The 13901-nt window shown below is 66.1% G+C and carries 10 protein-coding genes and 1 rRNA gene; 1 reads left to right on the top strand and 10 read right to left on the bottom strand.

The features are described 5' to 3' along the window. Positions 1-39: 39 nt before the first annotated feature. Positions 40-1572: ribosomal RNA gene (locus ACWMMN_RS37225) — 16S ribosomal RNA — on the bottom strand. A 646-nt stretch (positions 1573-2218) separates the two neighbouring features. Here ACWMMN_RS37225 and ACWMMN_RS37230 point away from each other — a divergent pair. After that, a complete protein-coding gene (locus tag ACWMMN_RS37230) occupies positions 2219-2656 on the top strand; it encodes an ATPase (protein ID WP_226196100.1) in 438 nt (145 codons plus the stop codon). A 174-nt stretch (positions 2657-2830) separates the two neighbouring features. On the opposite strand, the gene ACWMMN_RS37235 is transcribed toward ACWMMN_RS37230, so the two are convergent. The 9 genes from ACWMMN_RS37235 to ACWMMN_RS37275 form a co-directional block, all read right to left on the bottom strand. Further along, on the bottom strand, positions 2831-3517 hold the full coding sequence (locus ACWMMN_RS37235) for a DUF429 domain-containing protein (protein ID WP_059241054.1): 687 nt from the start codon (positions 3515-3517) through the stop codon (positions 2831-2833). A 9-nt stretch (positions 3518-3526) separates the two neighbouring features. Next, a complete protein-coding gene (locus ACWMMN_RS37240; RefSeq protein ID WP_059241055.1) occupies positions 3527-4051 on the bottom strand; it encodes an HD domain-containing protein in 525 nt (174 codons plus the stop codon). 111 nt (positions 4052-4162) lie between these two features. Next, on the bottom strand, positions 4163-7633 hold the full coding sequence (locus tag ACWMMN_RS37245) for an ATP-binding protein (protein ID WP_486424287.1): 3471 nt from the start codon (positions 7631-7633) through the stop codon (positions 4163-4165). Positions 7634-7636: 3 nt separating this feature from the next. After that, a complete protein-coding gene (locus tag ACWMMN_RS37250; protein ID WP_059241057.1) occupies positions 7637-8887 on the bottom strand; it encodes a metallophosphoesterase family protein in 1251 nt (416 codons plus the stop codon). A 55-nt stretch (positions 8888-8942) separates the two neighbouring features. Then, positions 8943-9122, bottom strand: a complete 180-nt coding sequence (locus ACWMMN_RS37255; protein ID WP_059241058.1) for a CbrC family protein — start codon at positions 9120-9122, stop codon at positions 8943-8945. 336 nt (positions 9123-9458) lie between these two features. Beyond that, positions 9459-10229 (bottom strand): hypothetical protein, encoded by a 771-nt coding sequence (locus ACWMMN_RS37260; RefSeq protein ID WP_174994608.1) that lies wholly within the window; start codon positions 10227-10229, stop codon positions 9459-9461. Between the two features lie 250 nt (positions 10230-10479). Further along, a complete protein-coding gene (locus ACWMMN_RS37265; RefSeq protein WP_174994609.1) occupies positions 10480-11022 on the bottom strand; it encodes a hypothetical protein in 543 nt (180 codons plus the stop codon). A gap of 314 nt (positions 11023-11336) precedes the next feature. Next, entirely contained in the window at positions 11337-11705 is a 369-nt protein-coding gene (locus ACWMMN_RS37270; RefSeq protein WP_059241061.1) for a hypothetical protein, read from the bottom strand. 69 nt (positions 11706-11774) lie between these two features. Beyond that, a complete protein-coding gene (locus tag ACWMMN_RS37275) occupies positions 11775-13760 on the bottom strand; it encodes a gamma-glutamyltransferase family protein (protein ID WP_059241062.1) in 1986 nt (661 codons plus the stop codon). Positions 13761-13901: the final 141 nt, after the last annotated feature.

Raw genomic sequence — 13901 nt, forward strand, 5'->3', positions numbered from 1 at the left:
CCGATAAGCGTGAGCGCTCAACTTTGCGAGAAGCTCTAGAAAGGAGGTGATCCAGCCGCACCTTCCGATACGGCTACCTTGTTACGACTTCACCCCAGTCATGAATCCTACCGTGGTGACCGTCCTCCTTGCGGTTAGACTAGCCACTTCTGGTAAAACCCACTCCCATGGTGTGACGGGCGGTGTGTACAAGACCCGGGAACGTATTCACCGCGGCATGCTGATCCGCGATTACTAGCGATTCCAGCTTCATGCACTCGAGTTGCAGAGTGCAATCCGGACTACGATCGGTTTTCTGGGATTAGCTCCCCCTCGCGGGTTGGCAACCCTCTGTTCCGACCATTGTATGACGTGTGAAGCCCTACCCATAAGGGCCATGAGGACTTGACGTCATCCCCACCTTCCTCCGGTTTGTCACCGGCAGTCTCCTTAGAGTGCTCTTGCGTAGCAACTAAGGACAAGGGTTGCGCTCGTTGCGGGACTTAACCCAACATCTCACGACACGAGCTGACGACAGCCATGCAGCACCTGTGCGCCGGTTCTCTTTCGAGCACTCCCACCTCTCAGCAGGATTCCGACCATGTCAAGGGTAGGTAAGGTTTTTCGCGTTGCATCGAATTAATCCACATCATCCACCGCTTGTGCGGGTCCCCGTCAATTCCTTTGAGTTTTAATCTTGCGACCGTACTCCCCAGGCGGTCAACTTCACGCGTTAGCTACGTTACTAAGGAAATGAATCCCCAACAACTAGTTGACATCGTTTAGGGCGTGGACTACCAGGGTATCTAATCCTGTTTGCTCCCCACGCTTTCGTGCATGAGCGTCAGTATTGGCCCAGGGGGCTGCCTTCGCCATCGGTATTCCTCCACATCTCTACGCATTTCACTGCTACACGTGGAATTCTACCCCCCTCTGCCATACTCTAGCCTGCCAGTCACCAATGCAGTTCCCAGGTTGAGCCCGGGGATTTCACATCGGTCTTAGCAAACCGCCTGCGCACGCTTTACGCCCAGTAATTCCGATTAACGCTCGCACCCTACGTATTACCGCGGCTGCTGGCACGTAGTTAGCCGGTGCTTATTCTTCCGGTACCGTCATCCCCCGACCGTATTAGGGCCAAGGATTTCTTTCCGGACAAAAGTGCTTTACAACCCGAAGGCCTTCTTCACACACGCGGCATTGCTGGATCAGGCTTTCGCCCATTGTCCAAAATTCCCCACTGCTGCCTCCCGTAGGAGTCTGGGCCGTGTCTCAGTCCCAGTGTGGCTGGTCGTCCTCTCAGACCAGCTACTGATCGTCGCCTTGGTAGGCCTTTACCCCACCAACTAGCTAATCAGCCATCGGCCAACCCTATAGCGCGAGGCCCGAAGGTCCCCCGCTTTCATCCGTAGATCGTATGCGGTATTAATCCGGCTTTCGCCGGGCTATCCCCCACTACAGGACATGTTCCGATGTATTACTCACCCGTTCGCCACTCGCCACCAGGTGCAAGCACCCGTGCTGCCGTTCGACTTGCATGTGTAAGGCATGCCGCCAGCGTTCAATCTGAGCCAGGATCAAACTCTTCAGTTTAAACCTGTTACTGTTTTCGGTTCGGTTAAGAACCGGTCGCTCACTCAAAGCTGACAGGAATATGAATCACTTCATAAACCTGACTTACTTTAGTGTGAGACTCTTGATACTTTCGCTATCTGATCCGAGGATCAGCTCGCTTCCATCAAGCGCCCACACTTATCGGCTGTTAATTTTTAAAGAGCATTTCTGCGAGGAACTTCGTGTTTCCCGGCAGCGCTGCGTTTTCAGCAGCAGAGAAGCGAGATTATGAACCGTGTTTCGCAGCTCGTCAACAACTCTTTTACTACATCGTTGCGACTGCGGGGCTCAACTTCCTGTACCGCCGAGGCCGCTACTACCCAGCCCCAACAGCACCGCTTCCCTTCCCTCCCGCGCCGTGTTTCCGTTAGCGCGAAAGAGGCGTGATTCTAAGCATCTGCCCCGATCTACGCAAGCCCCTTTGTGAAGAAATTTGAAAAAGCCCCCGTGCACTGACGCGCACGGAGGCTTGGGGCTCGGCCGACGCTGATCCCACCGCGAGCGGTTCTCTATAGATATGACGTATGCCCGTCTTGCCACCTATATAGAGAGGGCGGCGAAACGGACAAGGAACCCGGCGCTGTCGAGTATCATGCCGCGACCGAACCACGCACTCATATCGACGATGGACAGCACGACTCAACCCGGCGACGCCGATCTTCGCGACGAATACGCGGCGCTGCGCGAACGCGCCATCCTGCTGGAAGAACAGACGCCGCCACTTCTTCAGCGCATCTCGGATGTACTGCCGCGGATCAGCGGCGAATCCGAACTGGCGGACGAGCACCGCGAACGGCTCGTCGGCGCGCGCAATGCGGCGATGGTCTCGATCGAAAACTATCAGCAGGCGATCCCCTTCCTGCAGACGGCCGATTCGATCATCGAGCAGCTCGACAAGACGCCCGAGCGCGATGAAGACATCGAGTGGCGTGAATCGCTGCTGCAACGGCTCGACGAGCTGATCGACGTCGCCGTCGTGATGATCAACGATGCGGAAGACTACTTCGATCAGGCGCAAGCCTGCGACCTGTCCAACGTGCCGAAGTCCATCCTCGAGGATTGAGCGGCGCTGCCCGGGATTGCCTGGTGCGCCGGCTTCATGTCGTGCGCACCGGCAATCCTGATGTTTGTCGGCCGACACTCGACGCCTGACGCCACCGGCGCCAGGAAGACCGAACCTCTCCCGCAAAAGCTCACCTTGTCGTGACAACTGCCCCGCAGTCGCAACGTGCCATCGCTACGGCGAGTCGAGCACGATCGCCTCGCTGACGATCGGCACGCGGATGTAGCCGCCCTCCGTATCGCCATACGCATGTGCGTTCCCGTCGATCACGTATTGCGCGGTCAACGCGCACAGGGTCGCGTCTCGCGCATCGACGGAGCGCAGCGTCGACACATCGATCCCCAGTCGCTCCAGCAATTGCAGGCGCTGCGTACGCTTCAGCTTCGCCGACGCCACCGCCTTGCCCAGCATCGAGCAGGTAATCGCGTACGGATAGGTCTCGAAACTCGCACGGCCACCCGCATAGTGCGCGCCCGTCAGCAACGGATAGGTGTCCGCGAGCGCGCGGTACACGCGCTCGCCGATGAACATCCAGTCGAAGAAGCCCGACGTGCTTGTGACGGCCTGCTCCCGCGACGGCGTCGGAAAGCACGAGATCCGTTCGCGCGCGAGCGCCTGTTCGGCCGCCCGGCGACCGGTGCCCGTCCACCACACGCTCGGTGCGTCGACGCCGACGGCCACGACGTCATGGGCGACGCACAGCGCGGGCACCGCCTCCGGCGCAATCCGCGCTTCGCGGCAAACGACCGTCGCCCCGCGCAGGATCACGAGATCGCACAGCTTCTTGTCGCCCCCGACGTCGACGCCCGCCACCGCGGGTACTGGCCGCTCGGCGGATTCGACGGGTCGGGTCGCTGCCATGCGGAAACCTCAGTCCGCCGGCCGTGCCGCGTACGCGGTGTCGAAGATCGCCTCGAGGCCGGGATGGACGCCGCGCATCGGGTCGACGACCGACTTCGCCCAGTCGAAATACGCCTGCTTGCGCTCGAGCGGCCAGTCCGCGGGCGGATGCTGCGCGATGTCGCGCAGGTTGCAGATCTTGTCGGCCAGCTTCACGAGCTTCGCGCGACGGCTGATGGTGGCCGCATGCTCGACCTGCAGACGCTTGCGCTCTTCCTTCGGCAACGACTTGTCGTCGGTGACTTCCATCACGATGTCCGCCACGTCCTTGCCGAACAGCCGCAGCAGCTCCTGCTCGGTCGTCTCCGTATCCTCGACCGTGTCGTGCAGCACGGCCGCGACGATCACACGCTCGTCCTCGACGCCGGCCTCGTTGGCCAGCACGTCGGCGAGTGCGATCGGATGATTGATGTACGGCGACGCCTCTTCGTCCTTGCGACGCTGATTGCGATGCTTGTCCGCCGCGAACGCGATGGCGGCTACCAGCTTTTTCATATTTTCCCCTCGTGTGGCCAGACCCGCGACCGGTTGACCCGGCCGCGTGCGTTTCGGAACCGCTCATACTACCTGTACGCGATGCCCCCTCCCGCGTGCCGGCATCCCGCCTCACGCGCCGGCCGGCGCGCGCTGCAACTCGACCACGTTGACCCGCGCGCCGAAGACGTCCCTCACGAGCGGCAGCAGGTGGTCGTGGTGCGTCAGGAACAGCACCTGGGTGCGCGTCGACAGATCGCGCAGCGCGTCGAGCCCGGCCTTCGCGCGCGCGTCGTCGAAATTGATGAACAGATCGTCGGCGACGAACGGCAGCGCGGTCCGGCTGCCGAGCTGCAGCTCCAGCGCCGCGATGCGCAGCGCGAGGAACAACTGATCGCGCGTGCCTTCACTCAATCCCGCGACCTCGACCGACGCGCCCTTCGTGCGCCGTGCATACAGCGCGGGCGGCGTCCGTTCGGTATCGACGGTCAGCTTCGCGAATTCGCCCAGCGTGAGCCCCGCGAAAATCTCGCCCGCGCGCCGGAGCATCGGCCCCTGCTTCTGGTCGCGATAGCGATCCGTCGCCCACTTCAGCAAGCGGCTCGCAGTGGCCGCCTCCAGATACTGTTCGGCCGCATCGCCCATCGCCGCCAGTGCTTCCTGCCGCTTCGACTCGGCAACGGCCGCGTTCGCCTGGCCGTCGATCGCGCCGAATGCCTGGTCGGCCACGACCTGCTGCTGCGACAGCTCGTTCAGCCGCCTGCCGACATCGCCGAGAGACTGCTTCACCGCTTCGAGATGCGCCGGCACGTCGGCAATGTCCTGCTCCGCGACTTCTACTTCCACGGCGGACCGGGACAGCCCGTCGCCGTCGCGCACCAGCGCTTCGTGCGCGGCATCGACCGCCTGCCGAAGCTGGCGCTGACGATCCGAGCGCTCGGCGAGAGGCAGCGCCGCGTCGATCGAAGCGACGCCGGCCAGTTGCAGCAGCGGCTGGATACGGGCATCGGCCCCGGCCACCGCGGCGGCCGCGTCCGCGACCTTGCCGTCGGCCTGCCGCACGGCCTCGTCGGCACGACCGATCGCACGCGCGAGTTCCCTGGCGGCCGCGAGGCGCATCGTCAACCGTCGCGCCACGTCCGGCCAGTCGCCGCCGGCAAGCCATTCCGGCGCGAGCGCTTCGGCAAGGCGCCGCGCGCCAGCCTCGAGCGCGGCCAACTCCGCGCGAATCGCGGCGATCCGGTTGCGCGGCGCATCGGCATCGGCCAGCTCGGCCGTCACTGCATTCGCGAGCCCGAGCGCCCCCTCCGCCGCGGCCAGCGTCGTCGCGCTCGCGGACAGTTTCGCGTCGGCCAGCGCGTCGCGCCATTGCGCCTGCCATGCATCGTAGGCCGCCTGTGCGTGACCGGCCCGCGATTGCGCCGTCGCGCATCCGCGTTCGGCTTCCCGCGCGCGATCGTCGAGACTGTCCTTCTGCGCGATCGCTTTCTCGGCCGACTGCACGAAAGTCTCGGCGATCGCGACGAGCGCCGCCAGCCCGTCAGACTCGCCGCCGCGCGATACCGGACGCAGTGCCGCGCGCAGCGCGGCTTCCGCGCCGGCCCGTGCAGCGCGAATCGTGTCGAATTCGCGGCGCTGACGGTCAAGATCGGCCTGTGCAGCAAACACCGTTTCGCGCTTCGCGAGCCAGTCACCCATCGCCGCCAGCGGCATGCCGGGCACCGCGGCCGTTGTTGCAAGCGCGGCCCACGCGTCGCGATGCGCCGTCAGTTCGCGTTCGCGTTCGTCCAGTGCGGCCTTCCTGCGTGTCACGCCCGCACGCGCGGATTCGACCTGCTGACGCAGCGATTGCAGCGTCGCGGCCGCCTGCGTGGCGCCGAGCTGCGCATCGACGAGTTCGTCAGCGAGACGAATCGCGTCGTCGACTGCCGGTGCGCCGATTGCGAGATCGACCGCGCCACTGCGGATGTCTCCCCACGCGCCGTCGCGACGCGCGCGCGCCGCCAGCACGTCGGCGGTCGTAACGACTTTGTGGTTCTCCACGAAATGCTTCTCCTGCAGCTCGAGCCGCTCAAGCTCTTCGAGCGCACCGTCGCGCGCTTCGCGCGCGGCAGCTGTCGCGCTTGCGCGTTCGCTGTCTTCCTTGAGCAGCGTGCCAAGACGCGCCGCTGACGGCACGTCGAGTGCGCGCAGCGCGTCGACCGGCATGCGCCACTGGCCGAGCGCATCGAGCGCGCCGGACAGCACGCGTTCGGCGGCCGCGATTTCGTGCGCCAGCGCCTGCTCGCGCTGGCCGCTATTGCGAAAGCCTTGCGCATCGGCCAGCGCCGCGCGCAGCGCTTCCGGCACGTCGACGGTCGACAGGCGCGCCTGTTGCTCCTGCACCTGCGCCAGCTCGCGCGTACGTTCGTCGAGCGATTCGCGCGCGCCGGCGAGCGCCTGATGCAGCGCGCCGTGCTCGCGCAGCAGGTTCGCGACGGTCTTCAGCGACAGCGCCGTCGGCAGCGACGCGCGCAGCGATGCTTCGTCCGTCGGCCAGTCGAGCTGGGCGGCTGCCGACGACGCGGCGGACAGGTGCCGCTCGACGTCCGCACCGAGCAGCAGCAGATCCTGCGCGTGATTCATGCACGCGCCGCGCAGCCGATCGAGCGCTTCGATATCGGCTTCCAGCGCCAGCGTGTCGGCGTCCGCGTCGATCGCATCGCGCGCCTGCCGTTTCGCGAGCAGGTCCGCGCGCCGTTCTTCGAGCACCTTCTGCTCGGCCGCGAGATCGCCCTGTGCCTTCAGCAGATCCGCATACGCAGTCGGCGGCAACTCGACGACTGCGCCGAGTTCGGCCAGCGCCGCATCCTTGACCGTCAGCTCCTTCAGGTACGGCGCGAGCCGCCGCACGCGCTCGAGCTTCGAGCGCAGCGTTTCGAGCCGGCGCTGTTCCGCACGCGCCTGCTCGATCTGCTGTTCGACCGCTTCGCGTGCATCCTTGCGATCGACCCAGTCGCGCGTGCGCACCTGGACCGTCTTCAGTTCGGTCACGGCTTCGTTGAACGACGTTTCGGCCAGCGCAAACGCGCTGCCGCTCCGGCGCGGCGCCCACAGCTCGACCGAACGCGCGTCGAGTTCCTCACGCACCGGCCCAAGGCTGCCGACACCGGCGGCCGATTCGAACAGCACCTGCCCGAGCTTGTCGGATGCATCGAGAATGCTCCGGCCGCCGTCGACCAGCCGCCCGTGATCGAGCCCGAACATCTGCTCGAAGAACTCGCGCGTCGCGCCGTCGAGAATGGCCGCCAGGTAGTCGTCGGGCAGCTTGTCGTCGGCCGGCGTGCGCAATGGACTGCGCCCGCGCGCGCGGTGGAACGCGAGTTCACCCGCGCCGCTCTCCAGCACGCCGCCGATCCGCAACTCGGGCGTGCTGTGCAGGAAATCGAGCGGCGTCTGCAGCTTCATCCCGAACAGCAACTCGGACACAGCCGTGCGGATCGTCGACTTGCCGGCCTCGTTCGGCCCGACGATCACATGAAAATCCTCGCCGGCCGACGGGAACCGCAGCGTCTCGTCGGTGAACTTGCCGTACTTGATCAGATCGAGCTGGCTGATGCGCATCGCTTATTCCCCCCTCGCCAGCCGCGCGAGCAGTTCAGGCCCGACCTGCTCGACCAGCGCCGTCAGCTCGCCCGCCCGCGCCATCGTCAGCAACGGCACGTCCTCCTTCACGTCGCTGCGGACCTTGCCGACGAACGGCTTCAGGTCGCGTTCGAGCAACGCGAGGAAATCCGGATCGTGCGCGGCATCGGCCAGGATCTGCTTCAGGTCCTCCAGCGCTTCGAGCGGCTCGCTTTCGCCCGGCTGATGATCGGCGGCGGACGTCGCGAGCCGGACCTTCTCGAGCCACAGCCGCTCGTTGCCGATGATGCCGATCTGGTTCAGCACTTCCGCGCGCAACTGCGGCGCGCGACCGAAAAAGAGTCCGTGTGCAGGCGTGCGCCCCGTGACCGTCACGCGCACCGCGCGCGGCACGTGGCCGTCGACGGTCAAAAGCGCTTCCAGCGCGTGGCCAATCTTTCTCGACAGATCGGCAACCGACAGGCAGTCGGACGCATCGACCGTCACGGCCTCCCAGCGCAGCACGTCGAGATACAGGCGCTCGACCTGCGTGCGGCCTTGCTCGACCGTCACGAGTACCGCGCCGCGGCGGCCCGTCTCGCGGATATGGCGCCCCTGCAGGTTGCCGGGAAACACGACGGTGGACGGCCCCGTCCATTGCTGGAACTCATGCACGTGGCCGAGTGCCCAGTAGTCGTAGCCTTTCGCGTGCAGCTCAGCCAGCGTGCACGGCGCATAGTTCGCGTGCGCGGCGTAGCCTTCGAGCGCCGTGTGCAGCACGCCGATGTTGTAGTAGCCGGGTACCGGATCCGGATAGCCGATCGCGAGATTGTCGACGACGGCCTTGTCCTTGAAGCTCTGCCCGTGCAGCGCGACGTCGAATTCGGGCAGCCTGACGGTTTCCGGCTTGCGGTGGCCGAACACGGTGACGTTGTCCGGCAGCGTCAGCTTCTTCGTCATCTCGCTTTCGGCATCGTGGTTGCCGCCGAGCACGAACGCGCGGATGCCGGCCTTGCGCAGCCGCCCCATCTGCTGGCCGAAGAAGATGCCCGTGTTGTGGTCCTTCCAGTCGCCGTCGTACAGGTCGCCGGCGATCACGAGAAACGCGACTTCCTCTTCGATCGCACGATCCACGAGTTGCCGCAGCGCCTCGCGCGACGCGTTGCGCAACTGTGCGGCCGGCGCATCGGGATACGCGCTCAGGCCGTGCAACGGGCTGTCAAGGTGAATGTCTGCGGCGTGGATGAACTTCACGAAGATTCCTCTGTTTCATGGCGAACGGGCATCGCCGCCCGCACGAGCCCGGCCGTCAATCGCAATCCGGGTAGCCGCCGGGTTCGCCGCAATGGATGCAGCGAAACACGTACGCGGCCGGCGAGCCGTCCTTGTCGAGCGCGGCGAGAAAGCGTTCCCACGGGGGCGCGCCGGACCGGATCACGCTGCCCGGTGCGAGCGGGTCGGGATGGTACCTGAAAGCGGGTAACGACATGAGGTTCTCCGTCGGTCCGGATGGCGGGGAAGCACGGGATACGGACACGAACCGCCATTGTGCCGCAGCACGATCACGCGACAGCGGAACCTCGTCTCCGACAGCCGGACCGGTCGTGAAACGAACGCCACGCGGCGTCACGCTGCCGCGCGCGAGATGCGCCACCGGACGTCGGTGTCGAGCTGGCGTCGCGCCACGCGATCGCTCGACAACGCGATTGCGCAGCGGATCCGGTTCGGGCAAAACGGCGTCGGGACGGCGCTGAACGGGCAGCGGGAAACGCGCAGGATCACCCTGCGCGCGTCGCGATGCACGCGGACGCCCGGCTACGTGCCCTCACTCGCCGCGCGGGACGGGCGGCGGCGCAAAGCCGTTGTCGTTGCCGGGGAACGGATTCGCATTGCGGCGCAGCGCTTCCTCTTCGTTGTCCTTCTGCGCGAACAGCGCGACGCCGATCACGCCAACATTCGCGGCGTCGCCGTACTTCGAGTTCGCGACATAGCTGTCGGGCACCGCTGCGAAACGGAACGCAGCGACTTCGTCGCGGCTCTTGCGGAAGCCCTCGATCGTCAGCGTGCGGCCCGGATACAGCACGTAGCCACCGTTCGTGTAGCTGCCCGGGCGCCCCGACAGCACGTCGAGCCCGTCGACCGTCGACACGACTTCGAACGCGCGGCGCCCCTGGTTGCGCAACACGATGAGGTAACGCGAACCCTCGACGCCTGCCATGTGCCAGCGGCCATTGCTGCGCGCAAGACGCAGCGGCGCGCCCTTTTCGTCGGTAAACGACAGCGCGATGTCGCCGTTCGCGAGTGCGACGCGGGTCGGCAGCCGGCGAACCTGCGACGCGGGAAGATGGCCGGGCAGCACATCGTTGTAGTAGACCGACGCGAGATCCGTCGGCTTCGCCGGATCCGCGCGTTCGAAGTCGACCTGCCGGGTTTCGGATCGCACCGACTCGCCCCACGCGGTACCGAGCCCGCGGCGTTCGCTGGCATCCGGTGCGGGAGCGGACGCGGCGGTACTGGCCGACGGCGGGGGCGGCGCCGCGCAGGCGGCCAGCCAGAGTGCGCAGGCGAGCGCGAGAAGACGGAACAGGATGGTCATGACGTGATGCCTCGGAATGTTATCGGACCGCGCCGGGCAAGCCGGAACGGTGCTTTTTGTGTCGTCTGTCGTCACGATGTCGATCGGACATGCTGGCCCGGATCGGCCGGCGCCGTCATTGCGGCGGCCCGGCGGCCGGGAGCCCTGCTATTTAAGCATGGCGCGCGGGCATTGGGCAGGGGCCACGCGCACCCATAAAAAAACCCGGCCCGCATCGAAGCGGGCCGGGTCCTGGCGGGATGGGTGTCGCTTACAGCGCGCCGCCTTGTGCCGACGCGGAGCCCTTCACGCCGACCGATGCACCGCCCTTCACTGCGTTCGTCGTGCCTTCGAGCGCTTCGCCGGCCTTCGCCTTCGTGCCGCCCGCCACGTCGCCCGCCGTCGACACGGCACCCTGTGCATGGCTCTTCGCCGAGCCGGAGACATGCTTCACGTGCGCCTTTGTCGAGTGGACGGCCGATGCCGCCGCATCCTTCGTCGTGCCGGCTGCCGAGCCGACCGCCTGCGTCGCACCGCCGACCGCATTGCCCGCTGCCGAGCCCACGCCGCCGACCGTCTTGCCGACACCGTTCAGCGCGCCGCCAACGGCGTTGCCTGCGCCCGAACCCGAGCCCGCCGCATTCGCGCCAGCGCCCGCCTGCACGCCCACGCCGCCGCCGAGCAGCGGCGTCTGGACCTGTGCGCCGACGCCTGCGGCACCCTGGGCACCCGTCTGGGCCGTCTGTGCAAATGCAGCCGAAGTCGCCATCGCCGTCAGAGCGGCACCCAGCAGAATCGTACGAATCTTGTTCATGGTCATTCTCCCCAAAGACGTTGTTGCTGCGGGCCGCCTTCGTGCGGCTTGTCGCATGCCTCGCCGCGACGTGCGGCAGGTGGAGCTAATGTAGCGGCGCCGGCACGCAAAACAGTCGAATTGCGGGGACTGTTACTTCCGTTGCAAATGCTGACGATTGACTCACACTGTTTGACAATCGGAGGCTTGCAGCAGGATGGCTCGCGTATTTGACGGTGAACCGGCGCGAACCCGGCAGCATGGAACGCAAGCAGCACCGCGATCGCGACGGGCACGCCCGCCGAGCGTCGGGAGACAGGCGCAGGGTCACGCGGCTAGCAGGGAAACCGGCCGCTTTTATAAGCATCCCAAAGGATTTGTTCGGGCCAGTTGCCGGGGCGGCCCGACAACCGGTTCCTCGCGATCAGCTCGATGTCGTCCGACACGCAGGCCGCCACACCGGCATGACCCGATGCACGGAACGCCAGCCTGTATGCCTTTTCCCGCAGCGCGTCCACCGACTGCTTGTCGATCGCCGCGGCCGGATCGCCGTCGATTGCATCGAACGCCGCCATCCACTGCGTATCGAACGGTTCGGCATCGCGACGCTCCAGCGCGGTATCGCCATCGACGTCGCCGAGGCAATCGAAAAAGCCCGGCGCCGACAGCGCGGCGTCCAGTTCGAGCAGGTGTGCGTTCGTCATTGCCGTCCCTTCAAGCAATACGGCCCCGACTGCCCGTCGGCAGATCGGGGCCGTACGTGTTCCGTCCGTTTACGGCCGGAACGTATCGCCGAGCACGACGCCTTCGCGACGCGGATCGGTGCCGCCCTGCAACACGGGCGACTGGCCGGCCGTCACGCGCATCACCGTGTTGACGCCGCTCGCCTGCGCGGACGTCGACACCTTGTGCCCGAGCGCGAGCAGCCCCGTGATCAGCGGATCGTTCGCACCGTTGTTCGCCGCGTTGACGTTCGGATGCTCGCCGCCGACCGTGGTCGTCGGGCTGTTGCTCGCGCCGAAATCGACGAGCCCCGCGGACTGCTGCGCGTCGAGGCCCCAGTCGAGCGCGCCGACGAGCGTCTTGACCACGTATTGCGGAATCGTGCCGCCGCCCGGCGAACCCGTCGCCATCACGAAGTCGCCGCGCGAGCCGTCGGCAGCCTGCCCGAACACGATCGTCGGCGCCATCGAGCTGCGCGGCCGCTTGCCCGGCTGCAGCCGGTTCGCCACCGGATTGCCGGACGTGTCGACCGGGTTCGCGGAAAAGTCGGTCAGCTGGTTGTTCAGCAGGAAGCCGTTGGTCATGTGGAACGAGCCCATGCTCGACTCGACCGTCGTCGTCGCGCTCAGCACGTTGCCGTCGCCGTCGACGATCGTGAACTGGTTCGTGCCATGCTCGATCAGCGTCGTGTCGACGCCGAGCGGCACCGCACCGAGATTGCCGGGCTGCGCGGTGCCCATGCTCCTGGTCGTGTCGATCAGCGCCGCGCGCGATTTCAGGTACGGCTTGTTCAGCAGCGTGTCCCACGTACCGCCCGGCAGCGGCACGAAATCCGTATCGGCCACGTACTTGTCGCGGTCGGCATACGCGAGCCGTTCCGCCTCGGTGACGAGGTGCACGCCCGCGACGGTCGGCTTGCCGCCTTCGAGATCGATCGCCGTCGGCTTCAGCGACTTCAGGTCGTAATTCTCGAGAATGCCGAGCGCCGATGCGACCGCGATGCCGCCCGACGACGGCGGCGGCATCCCGCAGACCCAGTAGCTGCGATAGGTCGTGCACACGGGATCGCGGCGCTTCGCCTGATACGCGGCCAGATCCGCGACGGTCGTCTTGCCCGGCGTGAGCGTCGAGCCGTCCGCGCCCTTCGTCACCGCGATCTTCGCGACGATGTCCTGCGCGATCTGCCCGGTGTACAGCGCATTCGCGCCCGATTGCGCCATCAGCGTCAGCGTATGTGCGTACGCGGGATTCTTCAGCACGGTGCCGAGCGTCTTCGGCGAACCGTCGGCGTTCAGGAAGTACGCGGCGGCCTCGGGGTCGCGCTTCAGGTTCGGCGCATTCGAGGCGATCGCGTCGGCAAGCCGGCCGCCGATCGGGAAACCGTTGGTCGCGAGCGCGATCGCATCACCGAACAGGTTCTGCCACGGCAGGCGGCCATGATCCTGCTGCAGCGCCTCGATGAGCCGCGGCACGCCGATCGTGCCGATCGAGCGGCCGCTCGCGCGCGCGTTCGGCAGCGGCGCCGAATGGTCGGTCGTGTCGTCGACGTAGCGCAGGTAGTTCTCCGTCGCGGCGGCCGGCGCGGTTTCGCGGCCGTCGTATGCCTGCACCGTCTTGCTGCGCGCATCGTAGTAGAGCAGCACGCCGCCCGACCCGAGCCCCGTCGCCTCGGGCACCGTCAGGCCCAGCACGGCCTGCACGGCGACCGCCGCGTCGGCAGCCGTGCCGCCCTTCTTCAGCACCGCGCAACCGGCTGCGCTCGCGTACGCGTTCGACGTGGCCACCAGGTACGTTTTCGCATAGACGGGCTTCATCCCGGTGCGATAGCCCGACGATGCTTCCGGCAGCGACGGATCGCCCGGCTGGTTCGAGCCCACCACGACCGTCGCGCCGCTGTTGTCGACCGCGAGGCAGCTCGCATCGGTGGAAGGTGTCGTCGTGCGGCCCGCTTCGTTCTCGACGTCGCCGCCGCATGCGGTCAACAGGGCGGCCGCGAGCAACGCGGACGCGTACGGAAAAATCGCTGTTCTGTTCATTGTCTGCCGATGTTCTTGTAGGTCGTTGCGATGGACTTCACGTTGCCTGCAACCCCCTCGGTGCACGGGCAACGCGTTCGATAGTCCCATGAACAAAATTTTTTCCGCAATAAGGGTATGACGTAATGCAGCCGGACGTTG

It is taken from the genome of Burkholderia cepacia complex sp. TUM26381, from assembly GCF_057439935.1.

Excerpts from the sequence above, each read along its gene's own strand:
- ACWMMN_RS37230 (WP_226196100.1), top strand. The coding sequence starts at position 2,219 with ATGGACAGCACGACTCAACCCGGCGACGCCGATCTTCGCGACGAATAC.
- ACWMMN_RS37235 (WP_059241054.1), bottom strand. The coding sequence starts at position 3,517 with ATGGCAGCGACCCGACCCGTCGAATCCGCCGAGCGGCCAGTACCCGCG.
- ACWMMN_RS37240 (WP_059241055.1), bottom strand. The coding sequence starts at position 4,051 with ATGAAAAAGCTGGTAGCCGCCATCGCGTTCGCGGCGGACAAGCATCGC.
- ACWMMN_RS37245 (WP_486424287.1), bottom strand. The coding sequence starts at position 7,633 with ATGCGCATCAGCCAGCTCGATCTGATCAAGTACGGCAAGTTCACCGAC.
- ACWMMN_RS37255 (WP_059241058.1), bottom strand. The coding sequence starts at position 9,122 with ATGTCGTTACCCGCTTTCAGGTACCATCCCGACCCGCTCGCACCGGGC.
- ACWMMN_RS37260 (WP_174994608.1), bottom strand. The coding sequence starts at position 10,229 with ATGACCATCCTGTTCCGTCTTCTCGCGCTCGCCTGCGCACTCTGGCTG.
- ACWMMN_RS37265 (WP_174994609.1), bottom strand. The coding sequence starts at position 11,022 with ATGAACAAGATTCGTACGATTCTGCTGGGTGCCGCTCTGACGGCGATG.
- ACWMMN_RS37270 (WP_059241061.1), bottom strand. The coding sequence starts at position 11,705 with ATGACGAACGCACACCTGCTCGAACTGGACGCCGCGCTGTCGGCGCCG.
- ACWMMN_RS37275 (WP_059241062.1), bottom strand. The coding sequence starts at position 13,760 with ATGAACAGAACAGCGATTTTTCCGTACGCGTCCGCGTTGCTCGCGGCC.